General features: G+C 69.5%; 22 protein-coding genes. 5 read left to right on the top strand and 17 right to left on the bottom strand.

Annotated features, from left to right (window positions below):
- Window positions 1-36: 36 nt before the first annotated feature.
- Window positions 37-1602 (bottom strand): oleate hydratase, encoded by a 1566-nt coding sequence (locus LNW72_RS03605; protein ID WP_250973989.1) that lies wholly within the window; start codon window positions 1600-1602, stop codon window positions 37-39.
- A gap of 213 nt (window positions 1603-1815) precedes the next feature.
- Window positions 1816-3057: a GAF domain-containing SpoIIE family protein phosphatase gene (locus LNW72_RS03600; RefSeq protein WP_250973988.1), complete on the bottom strand. Its 1242-nt coding sequence runs from the start codon at window positions 3055-3057 to the stop codon at window positions 1816-1818.
- 301 nt (window positions 3058-3358) lie between these two features.
- On the opposite strand from LNW72_RS03600, the gene LNW72_RS03595 reads away from it, so the two are divergent.
- Window positions 3359-5608 (top strand): glycoside hydrolase family 3 N-terminal domain-containing protein, encoded by a 2250-nt coding sequence (locus LNW72_RS03595; protein ID WP_250973987.1) that lies wholly within the window; start codon window positions 3359-3361, stop codon window positions 5606-5608.
- A 133-nt stretch (window positions 5609-5741) separates the two neighbouring features.
- Entirely contained in the window at window positions 5742-6665 is a 924-nt protein-coding gene (locus LNW72_RS03590) for a haloalkane dehalogenase (RefSeq protein WP_250973986.1), read from the top strand.
- A 15-nt stretch (window positions 6666-6680) separates the two neighbouring features.
- Here LNW72_RS03590 and LNW72_RS03585 read toward each other — a convergent pair whose 3' ends face one another.
- Window positions 6681-7679, bottom strand: coding sequence for a DUF5937 family protein (locus LNW72_RS03585; RefSeq protein ID WP_250973985.1), 999 nt, complete (start codon window positions 7677-7679; stop codon window positions 6681-6683).
- Window positions 7680-7736: 57 nt separating this feature from the next.
- On the opposite strand from LNW72_RS03585, the gene LNW72_RS03580 reads away from it, so the two are divergent.
- Window positions 7737-8669 (top strand): aldo/keto reductase, encoded by a 933-nt coding sequence (locus LNW72_RS03580; protein ID WP_250973984.1) that lies wholly within the window; start codon window positions 7737-7739, stop codon window positions 8667-8669.
- A gap of 6 nt (window positions 8670-8675) precedes the next feature.
- On the opposite strand, the gene LNW72_RS03575 is transcribed toward LNW72_RS03580, so the two are convergent.
- From LNW72_RS03575 to LNW72_RS03515, 14 genes are all read right to left on the bottom strand, one after another.
- Window positions 8676-10337 (bottom strand): hydrogenase maturation protein, encoded by a 1662-nt coding sequence (locus tag LNW72_RS03575; RefSeq protein ID WP_250973983.1) that lies wholly within the window; start codon window positions 10335-10337, stop codon window positions 8676-8678.
- Between the two features lie 148 nt (window positions 10338-10485).
- The gene (locus tag LNW72_RS03570; protein WP_250973982.1) at window positions 10486-11202 is read right to left on the bottom strand and encodes a DUF6390 family protein; all 717 of its coding nucleotides are present in this window, start codon (window positions 11200-11202) and stop codon (window positions 10486-10488) included.
- On the bottom strand, window positions 11203-12267 hold the full coding sequence (hypE, locus tag LNW72_RS03565) for a hydrogenase expression/formation protein HypE (protein ID WP_374117128.1): 1065 nt from the start codon (window positions 12265-12267) through the stop codon (window positions 11203-11205).
- Between the two features lie 8 nt (window positions 12268-12275).
- Entirely contained in the window at window positions 12276-13379 is a 1104-nt protein-coding gene (gene hypD, locus LNW72_RS03560) for a hydrogenase formation protein HypD (protein WP_250973981.1), read from the bottom strand.
- Window positions 13376-13672: a HypC/HybG/HupF family hydrogenase formation chaperone gene (locus LNW72_RS03555; RefSeq protein WP_250973980.1), complete on the bottom strand. Its 297-nt coding sequence runs from the start codon at window positions 13670-13672 to the stop codon at window positions 13376-13378. The genes hypD and LNW72_RS03555 overlap by 4 nt, the downstream gene beginning before the upstream one ends.
- Window positions 13673-13748: 76 nt before the next feature.
- A complete protein-coding gene (hypF, locus tag LNW72_RS03550) occupies window positions 13749-16301 on the bottom strand; it encodes a carbamoyltransferase HypF (protein ID WP_250973979.1) in 2553 nt (850 codons plus the stop codon).
- Between the two features lie 2 nt (window positions 16302-16303).
- Entirely contained in the window at window positions 16304-16816 is a 513-nt protein-coding gene (locus tag LNW72_RS03545; RefSeq protein ID WP_250973978.1) for a hydrogenase maturation protease, read from the bottom strand.
- 87 nt (window positions 16817-16903) lie between these two features.
- Entirely contained in the window at window positions 16904-17023 is a 120-nt protein-coding gene (locus tag LNW72_RS42025; RefSeq protein WP_374117127.1) for a hypothetical protein, read from the bottom strand.
- Window positions 17020-18468 (bottom strand): hypothetical protein, encoded by a 1449-nt coding sequence (locus LNW72_RS03540; protein WP_250973977.1) that lies wholly within the window; start codon window positions 18466-18468, stop codon window positions 17020-17022. The genes LNW72_RS42025 and LNW72_RS03540 overlap by 4 nt, the downstream gene beginning before the upstream one ends.
- Window positions 18465-19106, bottom strand: coding sequence for a DUF6084 family protein (locus LNW72_RS03535; protein WP_250973976.1), 642 nt, complete (start codon window positions 19104-19106; stop codon window positions 18465-18467). The genes LNW72_RS03540 and LNW72_RS03535 overlap by 4 nt, the downstream gene beginning before the upstream one ends.
- Window positions 19103-19756, bottom strand: a complete 654-nt coding sequence (locus LNW72_RS03530; RefSeq protein ID WP_250973975.1) for a DUF5947 family protein — start codon at window positions 19754-19756, stop codon at window positions 19103-19105. Before LNW72_RS03530 ends, LNW72_RS03535 begins: the two co-directional genes overlap by 4 nt.
- On the bottom strand, window positions 19753-20745 hold the full coding sequence (locus LNW72_RS41545; protein WP_250973974.1) for a NifU family protein: 993 nt from the start codon (window positions 20743-20745) through the stop codon (window positions 19753-19755). Before LNW72_RS41545 ends, LNW72_RS03530 begins: the two co-directional genes overlap by 4 nt.
- A gap of 1 nt (window position 20746) precedes the next feature.
- Window positions 20747-22540 carry a nickel-dependent hydrogenase large subunit gene (locus tag LNW72_RS03520; RefSeq protein WP_250973973.1) on the bottom strand — a complete coding sequence of 598 codons (1794 nt, stop codon included), beginning with the start codon at window positions 22538-22540 and terminating at the stop codon, window positions 20747-20749.
- Window positions 22541-22574: 34 nt separating this feature from the next.
- Window positions 22575-23630, bottom strand: a complete 1056-nt coding sequence (locus LNW72_RS03515) for a hydrogenase expression protein HypE (RefSeq protein WP_138351533.1) — start codon at window positions 23628-23630, stop codon at window positions 22575-22577.
- A 278-nt stretch (window positions 23631-23908) separates the two neighbouring features.
- On the opposite strand from LNW72_RS03515, the gene LNW72_RS03510 reads away from it, so the two are divergent.
- Both LNW72_RS03510 and hypB read left to right on the top strand, forming a co-directional pair.
- The gene (locus tag LNW72_RS03510) at window positions 23909-24238 is read left to right on the top strand and encodes a hydrogenase maturation nickel metallochaperone HypA (protein WP_250973972.1); all 330 of its coding nucleotides are present in this window, start codon (window positions 23909-23911) and stop codon (window positions 24236-24238) included.
- A gap of 63 nt (window positions 24239-24301) precedes the next feature.
- On the top strand, window positions 24302-24952 hold the full coding sequence (gene hypB, locus LNW72_RS03505) for a hydrogenase nickel incorporation protein HypB (protein WP_250973971.1): 651 nt from the start codon (window positions 24302-24304) through the stop codon (window positions 24950-24952).
- Window positions 24953-25042: the final 90 nt, after the last annotated feature.

Genomic DNA, 25042 nt, shown 5'->3' with positions numbered 1-25042 from the left:
ATTGCACGACCGGTCACGCTCCCGATGGCTTTTCCGTCAGTGCCGGTGCAGGGTCTCGAGCGCTTCGACGAGGATCTTGGGGTCGTGCCCGCCCTTGTAGACGGGCGGCGGCTGCTTGTCGAGGCCCAGTAGGCCGGCGACGGCGGTCCAGGCGGTGCGCACGGAGTACTCGACGGTGAAGACGACGTCGTCGGGCACCTCGGCGTACTGGCCGATGAAGGCCAGGTTGGTCGACCCCGCGGGGACGACCTGGGGGCGGTCGCCCGCCTGGCGGACCAGGAACTGGCTGGTGATGTACGGCATCATCGCGGGGAGCACGATCGAGCCGTCCAGGATCTCCGGGCGCTGCTCGAAGCGCAGGTGCCGCAGCACCTCGTCGAGGATCTCCCGGCCGGTGCATTGGGACATCGGCTTCTTGACGAAGTCGCCCTGCTTGTCGGGGAACAGGGCGTAACCCCACCACACGAAGGTGTCCTCGGGCTGCTCGCGGAAGTGCGGCTGGTGGTTGAGGACGATGGTCAGCAGCCAGTTGGATTCCTTGAACGTGATCAGACCGCCCTTGCCGGCCTCGCTGCCGCTGAACTCCTCCATCAGCTTGAAGAAGACGGGATCCTTGGTGGTGACGGTGAACGACTCCCAGGTGGAGTCCGCGGTGCTGGAGTCGAACGCCGAGGGGTTGCCCAGCCCCGGGCGCTTGGCCGCGAGTGTCTCCCACAGCTGCCAGGAGCCACTGGTGCTGGTGGTGTCCAGGACCGGGGCCGCGTCGGTGGAGCCGAGGGTCGAGTTCGCCGTCATCGAGCCGTTGGTGACCATCGCCAGGTCACCGGCGTCCAGGGTGACCACCTCGGTCTTCCCGTCCCGGACCCAGGTGATGGTCTCGACGGTGAGGGCGTCGCCCGGGGCCAGTCCGAGGTCGGTGACCCGGGTGTCCAACTGCACGGTCACCCCCTGGTCGGTGAGCCATTTCAGCAGCGGGCGCACGATCGAGTCGAACTGGTTGAACTTGGTGCGGTAGATCCCGGACATGGTGTCGAAGGTCTTGAAGAGGTGGACGAAGCGGTTGAGGTAGCGGCGGAACTCGATCGCGCTGTGCCAGGGCTCGAAGGCGAACGTGGTGCACCACATCGCCCAGAAGTTGGTGGTGAAGAACTCCTCGTGGAAGCAGTCCGAGATGCGCTTGCCGTCCAGCAGGGTCTCCGGGGTGCCCACGCACTTGACCAGTTCCAGCCGGTCACGCTCCGAGAACGTCATCGAGTGCGCGTCGATGATCTGCCCCTCGGCATCCACCAGCCGGGCATGGTCGTTCCACGCGAAGTCCTCGTGGAAGGCGAAGGTGTCCTCGGTGACCGATTTCGACGGATCGTCGAGGGACGGGATCGAGGAGAGCAGGTTGTAGGTGCAGTCGAAGTGCACCTCGAACATGCGCCCGCCGCGCATCGTGTAACCGGTCTCGGGAGAGCCCGCCGCGTCCAGGCTGCCGCCTTCGCGGTCCTGCTCCTCCAGGATCACGATGTCGGCCCCCCGGAAGCCGCCTTCGCGGATCAAGAACGCCGCCGCCGACAGCGATGCGATCCCGCTGCCCACCAGATAGGCCTTCGCCATGTCCGTCCCTCACCTGTCGTCCGTCATGTGGGTCCCCGGGCCCGTGACCACGACTTTCCCCAGGGAGCGATGCGGTAGGGAGGCGTACCCGTTCGGCCGCGCCGCGACGCGGGGGGCACGGCCGGGTCCCCGGTTCGGCGGATAGGGCGCCCGCAGCGCCGGCCCCGTAACGCGCGGCCTTCCGCCCCGGCCACTCGCCCAGTTGCGGCGGGTTTACCGGGACGGGTCGGCGACCGGGGAGGCTTCGCCGAGGTCGGCGCCGTGATCGGCGTCGCGCAGGGTGTCGCCGGTGCCGCGCCAGTCCAGACACATGACCGTCGCGTCGTCCTCCAGATGCCCGTCGTGGGCGCTGATGACATGTTCGATCAGGATGCGGGCGGCCTCGCGGGGGTGGAGGTCCTGGGTGCGTTCGATGAGCTCGGGGAGGTCGATGTCGGTGGCACTGCGTTCCATCACCCCGTCGGTGAGCATCACCAGCCGGTCGCCCGCCCGGATGTCCAGGGACTGCACGGTGTAGGTGTGGGGGTTCTGGAACCCGAAGGGCATGTTCACGGCCGGCTGCAGCTGCTCGACCTTGCCGTTGCGCAGGAGCAGCGGCCAGGGGTGTCCGGCGTTGATGAACTCGTTGCGCCCGTCGAGCAGACTGATGCGCAGCAGTTGTCCGGTGACATAGCGGCCGCCGCTGTGGTCGATCACGGCCCGGTCGGCCTGTCGCGCCTGCTCGGCCAGGTCCGCGCCCTGCCGGCGGGCCCGGCGCAGGGCGCCGACCAGGAGGGTGGCCAGCAGCGCCGCCTGCACGTCGTGGCCCATCGCGTCGGTGACCGACAGCTGCACGTAGTCGCGGTCCATGACGTAGTCGAAGGTGTCCCCGCCGACGAACTCGGCCGGTTCCAGGGCGCCGGCCACCGAGAACTGCGCTGCCTCGCACGCCAGTGACGCGGGAAGGAGCCGGTGCTGGATCTCGGCGGCCAGGCTCAGCGGGGTGGTGCGCCGGCCCCACTGGTAAAGGTCGGTGAACGGACGGTTCGCGATGACGATGTAGGCGAGGGCGTGCGCGCTCTGACTGATCTCCCGTATGACCGCGGAGTCCGGGTGGCCGGGGAGGTACAGCTCCAGGAGGCCGATGGCGTCCCCCCGGTTGGTCACCGGCGCGATCACCCGGGTCCAGTTTCCGTCGCCCAGCTGCTCCACATCGGGGCGCTGAGTCCTGATCACCTCTTCGTACACGGTGCCCGGCACGGCGATCGGGTCGGCGGGACGGTCGACGTCGATGCTGTCCACGGACCCGAGCCGCACCACCGAACTGCCCGTGAAGTCGGTGATCAGGAACGAGACCGAACGGGCACCGAGCTGCTCCCGCAGTGCGGCGGCGATGACGTCGACGGACTCCACCGGCGGCGCGGCCTCGGCCGCCTCCAGCGCCCTGCCCAGACCGTCGGATCTGCCGACCGGCATCGCAGCCCTCTTTCCGCCGTGCACCGCGCTGTACGTGGATCCGCCGACCGTAGCGTAGACGCCGGAGCGGCCCGGTGACCCTGAGGCGCGACCGCGGGTCGCATCCGGTGGCTCCTGACCCCGTCGAATGGCTTGATTCCGCTCCCAACTTCAAGGTCTGAACCATTGACCGCCTTCCCCGCAGACGCAATTCTGTTGCGGGCGGCTTACGGCCGGCTGAACCACGATCCGTAGGGTGAACGGCAATAGTGGAGGAAGACCCGAATTGACGTATGCAACGGGCGGGTTACGCAGATCCAGGATGATGTCGGCGCTGCGCCACCGGGTTCCGGTGGCGGTCACGTTCGCGCTGGTGGCCACCATCCTCGCCGTTCCGCAGGGCGCCTCGGCGCACGAGCCCTATCCGGACCCCTCGCTGCCCGTCGCGACGCGCGTCAGCAGACTGCTGGCGACGATGACGCTGGACGAGAAGATCGGCCAGATGACCCAGGCCGAGCGGGCGAGCGTCAGCAACGCCGACATCACCGACTTCGCGCTCGGCTCGCTGCTGTCCGGCGGCGGCTCGGCCCCGTCCCCGAACAACGCGACGAGCTGGGCCGACATGTACGACGGTTTCCAGAACGCGTCGGTGGCCAGCCGCCTCGGCATCCCGCTGATCTACGGCGTGGACGCGGTGCACGGCCACAACAACGTGGCCGGCGCCACGGTCTTCCCGCACAACATCGGACTGGGCGCCACCCGCGACCCGGCGCTGGTGCAGCAGATCGGCCGGGCGACGGCCGAGGAGGTCTCGGGCACCGGCATCGACTGGGACTTCTCGCCCTGCCTCTGCGTGGCGCGTAACGACCGGTGGGGCCGCACCTACGAATCGTTCGGCGAGAAGCCGGAGATCGCCACGTCCATGAGCACGTACATCACCGGTCTGCAGGGCGGCACGCTCGGCGGCGCGGCGTCTGTGCTCGCCACGGCGAAGCACTTCATCGGCGACGGCGGCACGACCAACGGCACCGACCAGGGCAACACCCAGATCAGCGAGGCCGAGCTGCGGGCGATCCACCTGCCGCCGTTCCAGGCCGCGGTGCAGAAGGGCGTCGGCTCGGTCATGATCTCGTACAACAGCTGGAACGGGGTCAAGGACCACGGCAACCAGTACCTGATCACGACGTTGCTCAAGGGCGAACTGGGCTTCTCCGGATTCGTCGTGTCGGACTGGAACGGTATCGACCAGATCGACGGCCAGGCCGGGTTCACCGCGGCCGAGGTCGCTCAGGCGGTCAACGCCGGGATCGACATGGTCATGGTGCCCACCGCCTGGAAGTCGTTCATCAGCATGCTGCGCGGTGAGGTGCAGGCCGGGCGCGTGCCCATGTCGAGAATCGACGACGCGAACCGCCGCATCCTGACCAAGAAGTTCGAGCTGGGTCTGTTCGAGCACCCGCTGACCGACCGCGGCTACACCTCGACCGTCGGCAACGCGGCGCACCGGGCCACCGCCCGCCAGGCCGTCCGCGAGTCCCAGGTGCTGCTGAAGAACTCCGGCAACGTGCTGCCCCTGGCGAAGACGAACAACAAGATCTTCGTGGCCGGCTCGAACGCCGACAACATCGGCAACCAGAGCGGCGGCTGGACGATCTCATGGCAGGGCGCAAGCGGTGCGACGACGACGGGCACGACGATCCTGCAGGGCATCCGTGCCCAGGCGGGCACCGGCAGCACCGTCACCTACAACCAGGCCGGGACCGGCATCGACAGCTCGTACAAGGTCGCGATCGCCGTCGTCGGCGAGACCCCGTACGCCGAGGGAGCCGGTGACCGCCCGAGTGGCATGGGCCTGAGCACCGCCGATCTGAACACCATCGCCAAACTGCGGGCGACGGGAGTTCCGGTCGTCGTCGTGATCGTCTCGGGACGGCCGATGGATCTCGCCGGCCAGCTGCCGAACTGGAACGCGCTCGTCGAGGCATGGCTGCCGGGGACCGAGGGCAACGGCGTCTCGGATGTGCTGTTCGGCGACTACGCGCCCACCGGCAAACTGCCCGACACCTGGATGCAGTCCGCGAGTCAGCAGCCGATCAACGACGGCGACGGCAAGCCCGCGCTGTTCCCGTACGGCTTCGGTCTCACCTACGGTGCCGTTCCGGCGCCCAGCGCCTACCAGCTGACGCAGGCGGAGGCTTTCGCATCCCAGTCGGGTACGCAGAACGAGGCCTGCACCGACACCGGTGGCGGTACCGATGTGGGTTACATCGCGGCCGGCGACTGGATCAACTACGGCAGTCTCGACTTCGGCGCGACCGGCGCGGCCTCGGTCACCACACGGTTGGCCTCGGGCGCGGGAGTCACGGGCACGGTGCAGTACCGGCTCGACAGTACGACGGGTCCGGTGGTCGCGAGCGTGCCGGTCGGCAGTACGGGCGGGTGGCAGAACTGGGCCGGCAGAACGACCGCCCTGACCGGGTCGGCGACGGGGGTGCACGCCGTCTACGTCACGTTCACCACCAGCGGCTCCGGTGACCTGGTCAATCTGAACTGGTTCCAGTTCGCGCACTGACGAGGCCGTCCGGCCGCACTTCCCGGGCGCCGGTGCCCGCGCCGCTCCTCGCGGCCGGTCACCGGCGCCCGCGCCGTCCGGATCACTTCTCCTCCCCTTTACGTTAGTGACACTAACGGTATACCGTCGTCCCATGGTCACCGTCAGCGTCATCGATTCCCACATCACCTACGCCGAGAGCGGCGAAGGCGGCCTGCCCGTGGTGTTCCTGCACGGCAACCCGACCTCCTCGCACCTGTGGCGCAACGTCACCCCGCACATCGCAGGACAGGCCCGTGCGCTGGCGCCGGACCTGATCGGCATGGGCGCCTCGGGCAAGCCCGACATCGATTACAGCTTCGCCGACCAGGCCCACTACCTGGACGCCTGGTTCGAGGCACTGGAGCTGCGCGAGGTCGTCCTGGTCGGCCATGACTGGGGCGGCGCCCTGGCCCTGGACTGGGCCGCCCGTCACCCGGAGCGGGTGCGCGGCATCGTCCTGCTGGAGACCATGCTCAAGCCGCTGTCCTCCGAGGAGATGCCGCCGCCCGCCCGCTCCCGGTTCGAGGCGTTCCGCACCCCCGGGGTCGGTGAGCAGCTGGTGCTCGAGGAGAACGTCTTCATCGAGACCGCCTTCAAGGGCGGCGTCCTGACCCCGCTCAGCGAGGCCGAAGTCCAGCCCTATCGCGCCCCCTACCCGACCCCGCGCAGCCGCCGCCCCCTGCTGGCCTGGCCGCGCATGATGCCGATCGACGGCGAACCGGCCGACGTCGTCGCCCGCATCACCGACTACGACACCTGGCTCGCCGCCAGCGCCGACGTCCCCAAGCTGCTGCTGACCTTCGACTCCTCACCCACCCTGCTGATCGGCGAGGACATGATCGCCTGGAGCCGGGAGAACATCGCCGCCCTGGAGGTCGAGCACTGCGGCCCGGCCGGGCACCATGCCCCCGAGGACCAGCCCGACGCGATCGGCCGGGCGATCGCCCGCTGGCTGACCGCGCACAGGCTGACCTCGAACGGCACCGGCCAGGAGCGGAGCAGGGCGCGAGTGGCTCAGGAGAGCCGGTCGGCGTAGCGGGCAGGTCCGGCTCTACGGTGCGGCGGCGAGGACGGCGTCGGCCACGGACGTGCGGGCGTAGAGCACCGAGCGGCCGGCCCGGTGGGCGCTGACCAGGCCCGCATCGCGCAGGGCGGTCAGGTGCTGGGACGCTGCCGGTGCGGTGAGCCCCGTACGGCGGGCCAGGTCCGTCGTGGAGGCCGGAGTCTCCAGTTCGGTCAGCAGCAGGGTCCGCGAGCGGCCGAGCACGGCCGCGAGGGCGTCGGTCCGCGGAATGGGCCGGGACTCCCACAACGCGCCGATGCCGCGCGCCGGATAGGCCAGTTGTGGCGGCTCCGGCAGTGTGACCCGGGTGAGCAGGCCCGGGCCGGTGAAGGCCGACGGAATCAGCAGCAGTCCCGCCCCTGCGGTCTGCCGGGACAGCGTCCGCTGCCGGCGGGCCAGCCGTAGCGCGTTCTCGTCCCAGCTCACCGACGTGTGCAGATCGTTGAAGAGGCGGCCCACGCCGTGTTCCGCGACCTGCCGGGCCCGGTAGAACACATCAGCGTCGAGCACGGCCCGGATCCGCGCCCAGTAGGGCGCGATCGCCACTTCCCAATAGGTCTCGATCTCTTCCGCGACCCGGACCATGCGGGCCTGCGGTTCGGCGTACAGGGCCCGCAGGCGCGGGCCGGGGGAACCCTGGTCCTCCTGGATGCGGTCGAGTTCCCGGCGTACCCGGTCGACCGGTGTGGCCAGGACGCCGGCCAGCTCCTCCGCCAGCGTGGGGGCCGGTCCGATGGGCGCCGGGTTGAGGAAGTCGGGAACGTAACCCGTGGGCGGGATCAGCTCGGCGAGCCAGCCCCGGTCCAGGCCGGCGGCCGCGACCCGGGGCCGGACCTGCTCGATCCAGGGCTGGTGCACCGGATGGGCGGAGCCGGAACTCAGCAGCCGGAAGCTCGTTCCGGCCTCCCACATCGGGGAGATGGAGAAGCGCATCTGTGCCAGATCGCTCGCGGAAAACGCCAGCTCCGCCAGCACGGCCACTCCCATGATTCAGACATACCTTAATCAATGGCCCGTAGCCTACAGGGCGGCCATCATCCCGGCATGACCTCACAGACGATGACCGCAACGACCATGACACCCCCAACGGACCAGCGCACCTGGGTGCTCGGCGACCTCACCGTCAACCGGATCGGCTTCGGCGCGATGCGGCTGACGCAGAACGGCGCGGCCTTCGAGGCCGGTGCCGCCCCCAGCGATCGCGGCCGCGCGATCGGCGTGCTGCGGCGCGCCGTTGAGCTCGGGGTGAACCACATCGACACCGCCGCGTTCTACTTCTCGCCGCTGCGCTCCGCCAACGAGCTGATCAACCAGGCACTGGCGCCCTATCCGGACGACCTCGTCATCACCACCAAGGTCGGGCCGAGCCGGGACGCGTCGGGTGCGTGGCAGCCCCACGCCACGCCTGAGCAACTCCGCGGCCAGGTCGAGGAGAACCTGCGCCAGCTCGGCCGCGACCACCTCGACGTGGTGAACCTGCGGATCGTCGGCACGGATTCGATCGCCGAGCGCTTCGGCGCACTGGCCCGGCTGCGCGACGCCGGGCTCATCCGCCATCTGGGCCTGTCCAACGTGCGCCCGGAACACCTCGCCGAGGCCCGGGCCATCGCGCCGGTGGTGTGCGTACAGAACCTGTACGGCCTCGGGGTACGGCCCGACCAGGACGAGTTCGTCCGGCTCTGCGGTGAGCAGGGTGTCGCGTTCGTGCCGTTCTACGCGATCGCCGGAGCCGGGCGCGAGGCCGGCGCCGGCGCCGGCGGCGCCGACGGCGAGGCGGTGCTCGCCGTGGCGCGCGCCCACGGGGCGAGCACGGCGCAGGTCCGGCTCGCGTGGACGCTGCACCGCGGTCCGCAGGTGCTGGCCATCCCCGGCACCGGAAACCCGGACCACGCCGAGGAGAACGTGGCCGCCGGAGCACTGCGCCTGTCCGAGGACGAACTGGCCGTCCTGGACGCCTTCCACCAGGGCGGGGTGTAGGCGGCGTTACACCTTGTGGACGAAGGCCCGTCGGAGAGCGTGGTACGGCCGGCCCGGGTCGTCGAAGATCTGCCGCATCCGGCTGAGTTCCTCCTCGCGGTACGCGGCCAGCGGCTTGGCGGCCTCCGCGGCGTCGCGCTCCGCCTTCTTCGCCGCGATGCGGGTCATGGTCGAGGGCATGGCGGCCAGCCGCACGGCGAATCCGCCGACCTGCCCGGCGAATTCCCGCGGGCCGGTGTCGAACAGCCGGTCCACCAGCCCGAGGCGCTGCCCGGTCGCGGCGCTCACCGGCAGCGCCCGCTCGGTGAGCTGCTCGGCGACCGAGGCGCCGACCCGGCGCGGCAGGGAGTACGTCCAGTACTCCGAGCCGTACAGTCCCATCCGCCGGTAGTGCGGGTTGAGTACGACGCCGGTCCTGCACCAGACCTCGTCCGCGGCCAGGGCCAGCATCACCCCGCCCGCCGCGGCGTTGCCGCCCAGCGCGGAGATCACATAACGGTCCGTGGTGGTCAGGATCGCCTGCACCACGTCGTCGATCGCGTTGATGTTGGCCCAGGACTCCGCGGCCGGATCGGGCGCGGCCTCGATGACGTTGAGGTGGATGCCGTTGGAGAAGAAGTCCCGGCCGCCACCCAGGACCAGCACCGACGTCGGCCGCGTGCACGCGTAGCGGTAGGCGGCCAGCAGACGTCGGCAGTGGGTCGTGCTCATCGCGCCGCCGGGGAACGAGAATCCGAGGAAGCCGGTGTCCCCGTGCTCGCGGTAGTGGATGTCGGTCCAGGTGCGGCGGCCGTCGGGTGTGCCGTCGAGGGGGAAGGGCAGGTCCGGCACCGGCGGCAGCCGTTCCCCCAGAGCGGTTGTCGCGGGCAGCGAGAACGTCGGCGGCTGCCCCGGGACACGACGTGGCCGCAGCCGCGGGATCCATACGGCGCCGTCACGGGTCGCGCGGCAGATCGCGCCCGCGCGGGTGGCCAGTACGTCGCCGGGGGCGCCTGTCAGGGCGTCCTCGGGGTGGCCGCCGTGCAGGAACCACTGAGCGCCGAGGAGATCATCCAGGACACCTGGCTGCGAGTCGGCGGAGCGCAGCTTGCGGGCCACCGTCCCGGTGCTGTCCGCGGCCCAGTCGATACGCCGTGTCTCCTGGCGCAGGTAGGGCCGGGCGGTGACGGTGATCCCCTCGTCCGGGTCGCTCTGCGAGCGGGGGACGAAGGTGCCCGAGGCGAAGCGTTCCACGGCCAGCAGCACGGCTTCGAGCGCCGCGTCGGAGACCTCATTGCGGTACAGATCGCTCTTGCCCACCTGGGGAAGCGAACAGGACACCGAGGCCCATACGTCCCCGGCGTCCATCTCGGCGTTGGCGCGCAGAACGGTCACGCCCCACTGGCCGACGCCTTCCTGCACGGCCCAGTCGAGCGAGGACGGCCCGCGGTCGCCCAGCGGGCCCGGGTGCACGATCAGGCAGGTGTGCGCGGACCACACCTGCTCCGGGATCGCCTCCTTGAGCATCGGTGCCACGATCAGCGCCGGCCGGTGCCGTTCCAGCGCGTCGCGCAGCGCCCCCTCCTCGCAGGAGTGTTCCACCGCAACGGTGTGGCCCCGGTCCGACAGCTCGACGTACACGCGCTGCGTCAGGCTGTTGAACGCACCGGCGAGCAGCAGGATGTTCATGGCGACCTCCAGCGGATCCCGTGGGAGGGAAGGTGAGGACCCTGACCGGAGATCCTTGCGCGCCGGCCGCCGCCCACGACCGACGCGCGCCCGCAAGGTCACCCGAACGACGGCGCCACATGGCCCCGTCACCCGCCCGGTTCCACCCTCACCGAGCCATGCTGCTGTGCGTGTCGCGCTGTCGGGCCTCCAGGGACTCGACGCGTGCGACCTGGTCCTCGGTGAGCACGTCGCACACCCAGTCCCAGTGCAGGGCGACGCGGTCGCCGGGGGAGAGCCCGTCGAGCAGTGTCCTGCCGCCGGTCGACCAGCGCACCACCTCCTGCCGCTGCGGTCCGGTCCCGAGCGTGGTCCCGCTCCAGCTCAGCGGGCTGGAGGTGACGGTCGCCGACTCACCGTGGACGTCCAGGACGACACCGGTGCGGATGCGGCATTGGTCGAGGACGGTCAGAGCGGTCGGGTTGTTGCCCGTGCGGAGCAGGTGCGCCCACGGGTAGACGTCGAAGACCTGGAAGCTGTGATGGGCGAGAGCACGGTGTGCGGCTTCGCGCCAGGTGCCGCCGATCTGGCCACGGAACCGGTCCAGCATGCGGTCCACCAATGCCGCGGAATCGGCCTGTTCCAGCAGGTCGTTGCCGATCCAGTAGGCCTCGACCACCCGCTCGTCGAGCGGATCGGGGATTCCGGCCGCTTCCGCGAGGAACTCGAGGTAGCACCAGGCGCCCTCGAACTGCCGCGCCCGCCGCTCGATTCCGGCGGTCGCGCCGGAGTCGAGCAGGGCGGACGCGTCGGCAGGACCGCAGTAGCCGAGTTCGTTGGGCGGGTAGGCGTATCGCGCGAACAGGAGCGCGCCCCGAGCGCTCATTCAGCAGATCCTCGGGAGCTGTTCGCCGATGGGAAGGCCGATCACCCGGGTACCGCCCAGCCCGGTCCTGGCGACCACCATCCCGGGGTGATCCGCTCCGCAGGTGCCGATCCGGCGCGCCGACCGGCCCAGCGGGTGCGCCCGCAGCGCCTCCAGCACCTGATCCGCCGACTCGGCGGGCACGATGGCGAGCAGCTTGCCCTCGTTCGCCACCTGGAGCGGATCGAGCCCGAGGAGACTGCAGGCGTCCCGCACCGTCTGCGGAACGGGCAGATCCCGTTCCACGAGGTCGATGCCGACCGCCGACGCACGGGCGATCTCGTTCAGCGAGGCCGCGACCCCGCCGCGGGTCGGGTCGCGCAGGACATGCAGATCCGCACGCGTGGCGATCATGGCGGCGACCAGGCCGTGCAGGGCGGCGGTGTCGCTCTCCACGGTGGTGCCGAACTCCAGACCCTCGCGGCAGCTCATCACCGCCACGCCGTGCACCCCGATGTCGCCGCTGATGAGCACGGCGTCGCCGGGCCGCGCGCGACGCGGGTCGATGTCGACCCCGTCGGCGATCACCCCGATGCCCGCGGTGTTGATGTAGACGCCGTCACCGCTGGCGCTGTCGACGACCTTGGTGTCCCCGGTGACCAGACGGACGCCCGCGGCCTGCGCGGCCGTGCCCATCGCCTCGGCGATCCGGCCGAGTTCGCTCAGTTCGGTGCCCTCCTGGAGGATGAAGGCGGTGGAGAGGAACAGCGGCGTCGCGCCCGACATCGCCAGGTCGTTGACGGTTCCGTTCACGGCCAGGTCGCCGATCGACCCGCCGGGGAAGAACATCGGCTTCACCACGAACGAGTCGGTGGAGAAGGCGAGCCGGGTGCCGCCGATGGACAGGACGGCCGAGTCGCCCAGTTCCGCCGCCGCGGCCGCGCCGTACGCGGGCAGGAACAGATGCTCGATCAGTTCCCCGGACATCACCCCGCCGCCTCCGTGCCCCATCACGATGGTCGGAGTGTCCCGCAGCGGGACGGGGCAGACCCAGCTCTCGAAATCGAGGTCGCCCACACGGTGCATCGCATCAGTCACTTGGCATCGACCAGTTCCAGTCGGCGGTAGGTGTAGTACGCGGCACAGGCGCCCTCGGAGGACACCATCGTCGCGCCCAGCGGGTTGCGCGGGGTGCACTCCTTGCCGAACGCCGCGCACTCATGCGGCTTGATCAGCCCCTGAAGGACCTCGCCCGCCCTGCACAGCGCCGACTCGGCCGTATGGATGCCGGTCACGTCGAACCGGAGCTCGGCATCGAACTCGCGGTATTCCGCGGACAGTTTCCAGCCGCTCCGCGGGATCATCCCGATGCCCCGCCACGTCCGGTCGGTCACCTCGAACACATCGCGCAGCATCTCCATGGCGGGGACGTTGCCCTCGTCGCGTACCGCGCGGGGGTAGGCGTTCTCCAGTTCGTGGCGGCCCGCTTCGAGCTGGATGACCGTCCGGCGGATGCCTTCGAGGATGTCCAGCGGCTCGAAGCCGGTGACCACGATGGGGACCTGGTACTTCTCCGCCAGCGGCGGGTACTCGGAGGTGCCCATCACGCTGCACACATGCCCTGCGGCGAGGAAGGCCTGCACCCGGCAGGTGGAGGACTCCATGATGGCCCCGATGGCCGGCGGCACCAGGACATGGGAGACCAGCAGCGAGAAGTTCCGCACCCCCAGGCGCTTGGCCTGGTACACGGTCATCGCGTTGGCCGGCGCGGTCGTCTCGAAGCCGATCCCGAAGAAGACGACCTCCCGGTCCGGGTTCTCCCGGGCCAGTTTCAGTGCGTCCAGCGGCGAGTACACCACTCGGACGTCCCCGCCGGCGCTCTTGACGGCGAACAGGTCCTGGCTGCTGCCCGGCACGCGCAGCATGTCGCCGAAGGAGCAGAAGATGACTCCCGGGCGGGCCGCGATGGCCAGCGCCCGGTCGATGATCTCCAGCGGCGTCACACAGACGGGGCAACCCGGGCCGTGGATCAACTCGACGCCGTCGGGGAGTAGTTGGTCGATACCGTGCCGGATGATCGAATGGGTCTGGCCGCCGCAGACCTCCATCATGGCCCACTGCCGGGTGGTGGCGGCATGGATCTGGTCCAGGAGCTTCTTCGCCAGGTCAGGGTCGCTGAACTCGTCGAGATACTTCATCTGCCGGCTCCTTCCGGGGCTTCCTTGTGCTTGGCCGCGAGTTCGAAGCCGTCGCCGAACTCCTCCGCCAGGATTCCGAGCCGCTCGAAGTCGGCCAGGGTGTTCTGGGCCGACCGCTCGTCGAGGCGCTGGATGGCGAACCCGACATGCACGACGACGTACTCACCGATCGTCACGTCGGGGATGTACTGCAGGCACACCTCTTTCTGCACCCCGCCGAAATCGACCTGGGCCATCAAGGTGCCGTCGACTTCGGCGGTACTGAGGACACGCCCCGGAACTGCCAGACACATGGTCCCTCTTCTCTGTGAATCCCGAAATCCCTGGGTATCCGGGTGGAGCCCGGTGGATCCGTCCGAGCCCCGGGGGTCAGCCCGAAGCGGCGATCAGCAGCTGGCCGAGGGCGATGCCACCGTCGTTCGGTGGGAGCAGCCGGGGCCGCAGGACGGTGAACCCCCGGCCGGTCAGCATGCGCTGCGTCTCCTCCAGCAGCACGGCGTTCTGGAAGACGCCGCCACCGAGGGCCACCACCTCCAGGCCGCTCTGCGCACGGCAGATCTCCGCGAGGTCGACGATGAGTACGGCGACGGACGTGTGGAAGCGGGCGGCGATACGTTCCGCGGAAGTCCCGGCGCGTACGTCGTGCACCACCGCGCGGATCACCGGCCCCGGGTCGGCGACGGCGGGATGTGCGCCGTTCGCGGAGCGGACGGCGAAGGCGTAGCGGCTCTCCGTCCCGTCGCAATCCGCCGATGCGGCGCGGGCCAGGCCTTCCAGCGCGATGGCCGCTTCGGCCTCGTACTCCACCTGCTGCCGGACCCCGGTCAGCGAGGCGAGGGCGTCGAAGAGCCGGCCCATGCTCGAGGTGGGCACACAGCCGAAGCCGCTCTCCAACTGGTGTGCCAGGACGTCGCGTTCTCTGGATGGGCAGGCGGCGACGGCCGGCAGGTCGTCCTCCCAGGCGACCCCGGCGGCGCGCAGGTGGGCGAGCGCCATCCGGTAGGGGCGCAGCACACTGGCGTCGCCGCCCGCCAGCGGAACGTAGCCGAGGTGTGCCGCCCTGCGGAACGACTTGTAGTCGGCGATCAGTACCTCGCCGCCCCAGACCGCGCCGTCGGTTCCGTAGCCGGTGCCGTCGAAGGCGACGCCGATCACGCTCTCGCCGGCGCCGAGCCCGTGCTCGCCCATCACGGACGCGATGTGCGCGTGGTGGTGCTGCACCGTTCGCACCGGCCTGTCGTGCGCGTGGGTACGGGCCCAGTCGCCGGACCGGTAGTCGGGATGCCGGTCGGCCACCAGCTGACGGGGGTCGACGCCGGTGAGGCGTTCGAGGTGGCTCTCGGTCCTGGTCAGTGCTTCGACGGTGGACAGGTCGTCCATGTCGCCGATGTGCTGACTGACCCAGGCGTAGCGGCCTTCCCCGAGCGCGCAGGTGTTCTTCAGGTCCGCGCCGACCGCGAGTGTCGGCGGTACGTCGAACGGCAGGGCGAGGGGGAGCGGCGCGTAACCGCGGGATCTGCGGATCGGGAGCTCCGCACCCGCGACGAACCGGCTGACCGAGTCGTCGCACGGGACATGGATGGGCCGGTCGTGCCGCAGCCAGCCGTCGACCAGCGGAGCCAGGGTGGTGAGGGATTCGGCGTCGTCGGTGACGATGGGCTCGCCGGACAGATTCGCGGAGGTCATCACCAGCGCGTCCGGGCCCGGCCGATCGTCCCCGATCCCGAAGAGCAGAACGTGCAACGGGGTGTAGGGGAGCAGCAGTCCGAGGTCGGGGTTGCCCGGCGCCACGGCGTCGGAGACCCCGGCCGCCGGCTCCGCCCGGAGCCGGGGCAGGAGCACGATCGGCTTACGGATGCCGGAGAGCAGCTCCCACTCCTCCCCGGTCATGGTCACCAGCTGTTCGGCGACCTCGGGGCCGGAGACCATGACCGCGAACGGCTTGCCGCCGCGTTGCTTACGGCGTCGCAGCTCGGCCACGGCCGCGTCGTTGCGGGCGTCGCACGCGAGGTGGTACCCGCCGAGTCCCTTGATCGCGAGGATCCTGCCGTCGGAGAGCAGTTCCCGTGCGGCTCGCAGGGCGTCCGCACCGTGCTCCGGGTGCCCGCCGTCCTTGCGGATCAGTTCCAGCCGGGGTCCGCAGGCATGACAGGCGATCGGCTGGGCGTGGAACCGGCGGTCCGCCGGATCGTCGTACTCCGCCCGGCAGTCGTCGCACATGTCGAACGCCGCCATGGTCGTGGCGGCCCGGTCGTACGGGGTACCGGTGACGATCGTGAAACGGGGGCCGCAGTGGGTGCACGTGATGAACGGATGACGGTACCGGCGGTTCTCCGGGTCACCCATCTCGGTGAGGCAGTCCTCGCAGGTGGCGACATCGGGGGAGACGAGCGTGCGGGCGCGGCCGCCGTCGCTGGAGTCCTCGATGGTGAACTCCGTACCGCCACGCGTCGGCTGCTCGGAATCCCGCACGCTCTCCACGATGGCGAGCGGAGGGGCGTCGGTGCGCAGCCGCCGCCCGAATTCCGCCACCGCCTCCGCGTCACCCTCGACCTCGACGACCACACCCGCGCTGGTGTTCGCCACCGAGCCTGCGAGGGCCAGTTCCGAGGCGGTGACGTAGACGAAGGGCCTGAACCCCACCCCCTGGACGACACCGTGCACCTCGAACCGGCGCCGGGCCCGGCGGGTGCGGGCCTGACCCATCATCTCCAGACCCGAGAGGGCCTCGCGGGCCTTCTCCTGGTCGATGATCTCCATCGCGAAGCCCATGTGCAGCAGGACCCAGTCGCCGGGGCCGGGTGCCTCGTCGAGCATGCCGATGTTGATCCGCCGCTGCGCGCCCTCCACGTCGACCAGTGCGAGCTGCCCGGCGAACCCGTCCACGATCTCCACCACTTGACCGGGAATGCCAAGGCACATGATCAGGACCTCCGGGGAACGGCGGACGGAACGGTCTCGGTGGGCTCGGGCGGCAGCAGACGACGGATCAGCCGGTGCACCGCCTCGATCGCGTCGGGTACCGCGGCGCAGACGGCCTCACTGAGCCCGATGCCCTCTTCGATTCCGGCGGGAGTACAGCCCACGAGGTAGGTGACGGGAAGAGTACCGCCCAATTGATCCAGATTTGCCAGAACTGACACCGGATTCATGCCATGCGCGTCGAATTCACCCGTACCGAGGTGCTCAGCGGTGATCTCCAGCACCGTCACCTCCCCGGCAGGCCCGCCCCCGGGGTAGGTGTCGACCAGCACCAGGGCGTCGTACCCGTTGAGCAGGTCATAGGCGAGATGCATACCGCGGATCCCGTAGTCGACCACCTGGACCCGTGGCGGGAGGCCGTCGGGTCCGGCCAGCCGGCGCACCACCTCCGGTCCGAAGCCGTCATCGCCGAGAAAGAGATTGCCGATGCCCGCTACCAGCACGCCGCCGGCCACGTCAGGACTGACCTTCGGTGGCCGGGGCGGTGGACACGGGCGCCTGCTGTGCGCGGGGCACGCCCGCGACCGGGCCCGCTCCCTCGCTCACATCGAACGCATTCTCAGATACCTGCGGATGTCGGGGATCGATTTCACGCCCACAGCCACGGCGACCAGCGCCACGGCCGCGGCCACGCCTGTGGTGATCATGCCCAGGGTTCTCATGGGGTCTCCTCTCGGTGTTCCATGGGGCTCCCGACGGGCAGGGGTTCCAGCTCGTCGGGGGCGAAGTAGAAGTAACGGCCGTACCAGTCGTGCAGGTCCGAGGCCGGATCGTCGACGAGGACCAGGGCGACGTGCACCGCTCCGTCGACATCCGAGAGCACCGCGGTCACCCGAGCCACCTGGTCGGCGAAGAACAGGTCCTGCGCGTCGGCGCGGCGGGACGGGTGCACCCGGACGAGGCTGCCCTTCGCCACCCGGACGCCGTCGATGACGACCGCGTCGGACTCCGGCCGCACCGCGGCGTCGGTCGCGGGGTCCCACCAGGGCACGCCACCGGTGTCGAAGGGGTCGGAGTCGAAGGGGGCCGACGTGTCGGCAGGAGACGGACCGGCAGGAGACGGACCCGCGGGAGCCGACCGCGGGGCGTGCGGATCGCGCAGCAGACCGTGGAGCTGTTGCAGGTCCGCGGGCGACATGCCGTCGCAGCGATCGATGATCTCCCGCGCCCTGGGGTCGGTGGCCCGGGCCTCCGCCTTCTCCGCGTCCGTCATGGTCATCACACGAAGCGTCAGGATCTCGTCGATCTCGGTGGAGTCGAACAGGGCGCCGGCGCTCTGTTCCGCCACCTCCGGGTAGTCGTACAGGATGATGGGCGCACCCAGCACGGTGTCGGTGGACCCGCTCGGGCCGGCCAGCACCGGCCAGCACCGCCGCTGCCGGCAGCGGCCGGCCGCACCGGCCGCCTCGGCGGCGGGCTCGAGCAGGGAGACGAACCCGGCCCCGTGTGCCTGCAGGAGCAGGTGCGAGCCGATCAGCGAGGCGCGGATCGCGGAGTCCTTGTCGGAGGCGGTGTCCGGGTGCTCGTTGTCCACCGACACCGACAGCCGGACGAATCCGTCGTCGGCCGTCCAGCGGGTACGGATCCGGGCCGCCAGTGGCTGCCGGCGGCGCACGATGCGGCCCACCTCGGCGCCGCTCAGGTCCGTCAGGGGTTCGGTCTCCGATCCGCCGGTGACGCGGTGCAGCTGATCGAGCTCCTGGTTCCAGGCGAGTGCGGGCAGCGTGACTTCCCGCTCCACCGCCTCGTCCCAGCTCAGCACCGACACACCGTCCACGACGAGCTGCTCGACCGGGGTGTAGCCGCCGTCCTCGTCGCGCCGTTGCACTTCGCGGACCTGCAGCTGGAGGAAGCGCAGATGGATCGTGACGCCACCGGGCGGCTCGTGCGGAGCCGTGAGCAGGCACTGCATCTCCAGGCCCGGATCCTCGCTGAAGCTCGCGGCGGACGCGGACGGCGGCCCGAGGACTCCGAACTGCCAGCGTGACTGGTTCTTGTGCGAACTCGCCCGGTACGGGTAGAGCAGATAGCCCTCGTAGAGCACCGCGTCGGCGATCGTGCGGACGTGATCGAGGCTCACCGGTCCGGCGGGGCTCAGCGCGTTCACGGGACCACCTCGCCGATGTCGGCCAGCAGGGTGCGCACGGTCTCGTCCCAACTGATCAGCCCGCGCCTGGCGCGGAAGTCGGCGATGCGGTCGAGCACGTCCTGGTCCAATCTGATCCAGCCGGAGTTGGGGAAGTAGGACGCGATCATCCGCCGCCACACCGTGACCGGCATCTGATGGCGGGCCTCGCAGTCCCAGGGCACCTGCCGTACCCCGAAGCCGGCGGTCCCCTTGGTGAACACCGTGCCCGAGAAGAGCAGGGTCAGCGGCACCGAGCCCTCGCCGAGAGCATGCAGATAACGGGAGCCGATCACGTCGAAGTCGTACGTGCAGGGCAGGGCGAGGTCCACTTCGGTGGTGCCGGTGAACCCCTGCACCGTTGTGTTGCACTGCATCCAGAGGAAGGGCTTGAGGGTGTCGGACCAGCGCTCCCGATCCCCGAACAGCCCGCGCAGCCCGTCCTGTTCTGCGGCGTCGTAGTGCCGTCGCTGCGGCTCGATGCGGACCTGGCAGCGCAGCACGATCGCGTGGATCCGCTCGCCGCTGTCCTCCTCGATCCGCAGCCGCGCGGTGAGTTGCGGCGCGACGGCGTACGGCTCGGCGACGACGTCGAGTACGGAGAAGCCGAGGCCGCTCACGACCGGTCGTCCAGGGTCGCGGGCCGGCTGCGCTCCGCCACGTAGGCGAAGAACACGTCCATCGCGTCGTGCGCCTCGCGGCCGCCGTCGAAGCCGCGCCACAGGGACCGGAGCCTGCCGACCAGTTCGTAGCAGGCGTCGATGGGCACCAGGTGGCAGGACCCGCCGACGCCGTCTGCGCGGCGCACCAGCAGCGCCTCCACATCGGGGCGCAGGACGGCCAGCTGGGGGTTGGCCTCCACGATGGTGTCCCAGGCATCCAGCGGCAGTTCGGACTCGGTGGCGCCCGCAGGACCCGGATAGAACGCGATGGTGCGGTCCTGGACGGAGTTGCGGAACAGGAAGGCCAGCCCGACCGGGATCTGCAGGGTGTCCCAGGTCCGTTCGTCGACGGTCGGACCGTCGAAGGACAGAAACCGCTCGGGGACCGCGCGATAGCGCAAGTGCGCGTCCTGATCGCTGAACAGCAGGTAGCAGGCCCGGCAACTGCACATCAGGGCCCGGCTCTCCAGGTTCACCACATGCGAGTGACCCGGGTCGATCGACTCCGCGCACATCTCGCAGCGTTCTCCGGCGGCCGGCTGCGGACGGTTGCGCGTCACCCGGAGCAGCGAGGCCACAGGTGACGCCGAGCGGCTTCCGCTGATCATGTCGCCGCCGGGGTGGGTACGGCGAGCGAGACGGTCGCACCGTCCGCGAGCAGTGGCAGCGGGTCCAGGTGCAGATCCTCCGCCTCGACACAGGCACCGGCCCGCCGCACGTCGTAGTGCGCGAGGCAGGCGGGGCACCGCAGCACCCCGTCGCCCGAGGCGCCGCCCAGCCGCCGGGCCAGTACGGCGCCCTCCAGCGGCCGCTCGCACCGGGCACAGCGGTCCCGGAAGGCGAACAGGTCCGAGCCGATGCGGCAGGCCAGCACCGGGACGAGCCCGGCGGTGAACCGTGTGACGGCACCGGATTCGAGGCCGGCCAGTTCCGGGACGAGCTCCCAGGACGCGCCGGAGTCGTCAGGAGCGGGAACGGTCTCGTGGAGGCGGGAGAACAGCGCCTCGACCGGGACCATCGGCCCGGCGGCTCCGGACTCCTCGTCGGCGGTGGTCTCGACCTCGATCGTGGTGATCTCGGGAGCGGCCGCCTCGACGGCCCCCTGCACGGCGAGCTTGAGGGTGGCCGAGGAGGACGGGCAGCCGTCGCAGCTGCCGAGCAGCCGCAGCCTGACCACACCGTCGTCGGACACACCGAGCAGCTCCACGTCGCCGCCGTGCGAGCCCAGATAGGGCCGTACGCTCTCCAGCGCCTTCTCGACGCGCGTCTCCACGCTGTACGGGTGCAGGCCGTGCACGAGCAGCAGACTCGCGACCAGCTCGTCCGCGGCGAAGGAGGCCAGGACGTCATCGGTGAGATGGCCCTGCTCATGAAGGAGGTCGAGCAGCTGTTCCAGCCCGGCACCGTAGAAATCGGTGACGAGCCGGACCAGTTCCTCGCTGCGTTCACGCGCGATGGCACCCCCCGACGCGCTGGCGGCGATCAGGGTGTCGATGCGCTCACCGGTCGCCCGCCAGTCGGACGGCGTGGCGGCGGACGGTACGGGGCCGGTCGATGCCGCGTCGGGCGCGGGCGATTCTTCGCTGTGCTCGGCCACGTCATTCACCGCCCGCGGACTGGGTGGGGGAGTGCAGCCGCTCGATCTTCTTGCCCTCGCCGAGGTACATGTGCACGCCGCACGGCAGACAGGGGTCGAAGCTGCGCACTGTGCGCATGATGTCGATGCCCTTGAAGTTCTCCCGGTCGTTCTCCTCGAAGATCGGCTGGCCCTGCACCGCGTCCTCGTAGGGCCCCGGCGTGCCGTAGGAGTCGCGCGGGCTCGCGTTCCACGGAGTCGGCGGGTACGGGTGGTAGTTGGCGATCTTGCCGTCGCGGATCACCAGGTGATGCGAGAGGACGCCGCGCACCGCCTCGGTGAAACCGCAGCCCACCGCCTCTTCCGGGACCTCGAACTTCTCCCAGGTCTTCGTGCGTCCCGCGCGGATCTCCACGAGCGCCTTCTCCGCGAAGTGCAGCGCGCAGGCAGCCGCGTAGGCCTGGAAGTAGGTGCGCGCCCGGTTCCGCTCGATGGTGTTGCTCCACTGCGGGATGCGCCATTCCAGCTCCACCGGACCCTTGAGCGCGGTCTTGGGGAGATTGATCTGCACGCTGTTGCCGGTGGCCTTGATGTAGCCGATGTCGACCAGCCCGGCCAGCGCCGTGGTCCACAGTCGGGCCAGCGGTCCGCCACCGGTGTCGAGGGCGAGATAGTCCTTGCCGTCGAACCAGCGCGGTGACATCACCCAGCTGTACTTGTCGCCCAGGTCGCGCTTCTGCGGCTGCGGGTTGGTGTGCTGGTTCCACGGGTGCCGGCGGTCGACCGGATTGCCGAGCGGGTCGTGGGTCACGAACATCTCCTGCTCTTCCCAGTCGTTGTAGTACGACGAGCCGAGCAGAATGCGGATGCCGAGGTTGATCTCGACCAGGTCGGTGGTGACCAGTTTCCCGTCGACGACGACGCCGGGGGTCACGTACATCTTCCGGCCCCAGTCGGTCATGTCCTTGTACTCGAAGTTGCAGTGTTCGGGATCCTGGAAGGATCCCCAGCAGCCGAGCAGAATGCGGCGGTTGCCGACCATCTCGTATCCGGGCAGCGCCTCGTAGAAGAAGTCGAAGAGATCGTCGTGCATGGGCACGACCTTCTTCATGAACTCGACGTACCGCATGAGCCGGGTGATGTAGTCGGTCATCAGCTGGATCGTCGCGACGGTGCCCACACCACCGGGATAGAGCGTGGAGGGATGCACATGGCGGCCCTCCATCAGGCAGAACATCTCCCGGGTCATGCGGCTCACCTGGAGTGCCTCGCGGTAGAACTCGCCGGTGAACGGGTTGAGCGAGCGCATGATGTCGCCGATGGTCTTGTACCCATGGGCTTCCGCGTGCGGGGAATCGGTCCGATTGGCCTTCTCCAGCACCCCGGGGTTGGTCTCGGCGACCATCTTCTCGCAGTAGTCGACCCCCACCAGGTTCTCCTGGAAGATGTTGTGGTCGAACATGTATTCCGCGGCTTCGCCGAGATTGACGATCCATTCGCCGAGGTGCGGCGGCTTCACCCCATAGGCCATGTTCTGCGCGTAACAGGAACATGTGGCGTGGTTGTCACCGCAGATCCCGCAGATCCGGCTGGTGATGAAGTGCGCGTCGCGCGGGTCCTTGCCCTTCATGAAGACCGAGTAGCCGCGGAAGATGGAGCTCGTGCTGTGACATTCCGCGACCACACGCTGCTTGAAGTCGATCTTCGTGTAGATACCCAGGCTGCCGACGATGCGGGTGATGGGGTCCCACGCCATCTCCACCAGTCCGTCTTTGCCCTGGGTTCCGCTGCCACCCTTGCGTTGCGTCGCGGTCATTGCGCCGCCTCATCTTTCTGTCTGTTGCGGTGGGTCACCAAGTGCGGGTGGCACCGGTCGTGAGGTCTTTTCCGGGCTTGCGCCACTTGGGCTCCCGGTCGAGCGTGTGCGTCGTGATGTGGCGCAGCCGCCGCATCGTCGCGCCGTACAGTCCGACGGTGTTCGTGGAGAGCTTCCCGCCGGGGGGCTCGTCCATGAAGGGCATGAACTTGTCCGGGAATCCCGGCATGGTGCAGCCGATGCAGATTCCACCGACGTTGGGACAGCCGCCGATACCGTTCATCCAGCCGCGCTTCGGCACGTTGCATTTGACGGTGGGGCCCCAGCAGCCGAGCTTGACGATGCATTTCGGCGAACCGTATTCGGTCGCGAAGTCGCCCTGCTCGTAGTAGCCCGCCCGGTCGCAGCCCTCGTGCACCGTCTGGCCGAACAGCCATGCCGGACGCAGTGCGTCGTCGAGGGGAATCATCGGGGCCTGGTCGGTGGCCATGTACAGCAGATACGTGAGGGTTTCCGAAAGGTTGTCCGGCTGGATGGGGCACCCGGGGACGCACACGATCGGGATTCCGGCCTTGGACTTCCAGTCCCAGCCCAGATAGTCCGGCACTCCCATGGCCCCGGTCGGATTGCCCGCCATGGCGTGGATGCCGCCATAGGTTGCGCAGGTGCCGACCGCGACGATGGCGGTGGCCTTCGGGGCCAGCCGGTCGAGCCACTCGCTGGTGGTCATCGGCTGACCGGTGGCGGGGTCGTTGCCGAAGCCCGACCAGTAGCCCTCGTCGTGCAGCTGCTCGTTGGGGATCGACCCCTCGACGACCAGGACGAACGGTTCCAGCTCACCTCTGTCGGCCTTGAAGAACCACTCGAGGAAGTCGTCGGCGCCGCCGGTGGGGCCGCATTCGAAATCGATGAGCGGCCAGTGCACGGCCACCTGGGGCAGCCCGGGCAGGGCACCGAGGGCGATCTCCTCGATGCTGGGCTGGGTGGCGGCGGTCAGTGCCACCGAATCGCCGTCACAGCTGAGACCCGCATTGATCCACAGAACATGGATCAGTGTCTCTTCCGCTTTTATTGCAGCCTCTGTCGGCATAGTGCCGCCGCCTTCCGGGGCCGGCGGCTGATCCGCCGCGCTACGGGGATCGCCTTCGGCTCACACGTGTGGTGTCGATCACATTGGTACCATCTAGACTCCGTCAGAGCGCGCTGTCAACACGGGAATCCGCTCGATGGGCGCGGGCATATCGGCAATCATTCATGGCTCGCATTGGGCCGAACGAGTGATTCGCGCGAGAAAGGCCGATGGTCAGCATGTGGGCCGGCCGGTGGCAGATTCTTCGGTTTTGATGGTGGCACTGGAGCGGGGCGCTGATGCATGAATTGTCGATTACGCAGAGCGTCGTCGACGCGGTATGTGAACGCGCCGCCGGCCGGCCGGTACAGGTGGTGACCGTCCGGGTGGGAATGCTGACCGCGGTGGTGGCCGACGCGATGCGCTTCTGCTTCGATCTGGTCACCGCGGGGACAGTGGCCGAAGGCGCACGCCTGGAGATCGACCAGCCCGCCGGCGCCGGCCATTGCCGTGCGTGCGACACCGAATTCACGCTGGCCGATCTGATCCTCCTGTGCCCGTGCGGCAGTGCCGATGTGGAGATCACATCGGGTCAGGAGCTCCAGATCATCTCGATGAAAGTGGGCTGACGTATGTGTGGTACCTGTGGCTGCGACTCTGACGGCGGCACCGGGGGCGGGCACAGCCATCCGGTGAACGGCGAGACGCTCACCCTGGAGCAGAGAGTGCTCGCCAAGAACGAGGATGTCGCGTCGCGCAACCGCGACTGGCTGTCCGGCCAGGGGATCGTGGCGGTGAATCTGATGAGTTCACCGGGAGCCGGAAAGACCACGCTGCTGGAACGAACGATCGGTGATCTCGCGGGCAGACGTGCGGTGTCGGTCATCGAGGGTGATCAGGAGACCACGCTGGACGCCGACCGGATCAAGCGGGCCGGATGCGCGGTGGTCCAGGTGAACACCGGGGCGGGATGTCATCTCGACGCGGAGATGATGCACGGCGCCCTGAGGACCCTGTCTCCCGCCCCCGGTTCGCTGATCCTGGTCGAGAACGTGGGCAACCTGGTGTGCCCCGCGCTGTTCGACCTGGGTGAGCGCAGCAAGGTCGTCATCATCTCGGTCACCGAGGGCACGGACAAGCCACTGAAGTACCCGTACATGTTCGCCGCAGCGGATCTGGTCATCATCAACAAGATCGATCTGCTGCCCTACGTCGATTTCGACGTCGACCGCTGCGCGGAGTACGCGCGGTCGGTGAATCCGAAGGTGCGGGTGCTGACCGTGTCGGCGACGACGGGCGAGGGCATGGCCGACTGGTACGACTGGGTGGCGGAGCAGTACTGAGGGGCGTGACCGCTCGCGAGGGGGATACCGGGCGGACCGGCCGGGCGCTCTTCCGCCCGGCCGGCTCCGAAGGGGCCGCTCTGATCCGGC

Origin of the sequence: Streptomyces sp. RKAG293, assembly GCF_023701745.1 — a bacterium.
GTDB lineage: Bacteria > Actinomycetota > Actinomycetes > Streptomycetales > Streptomycetaceae > Actinacidiphila.
Note: the sequence above shows the minus strand (reverse complement) of the source record. Positions and strands in the feature narration are given on the sequence as shown.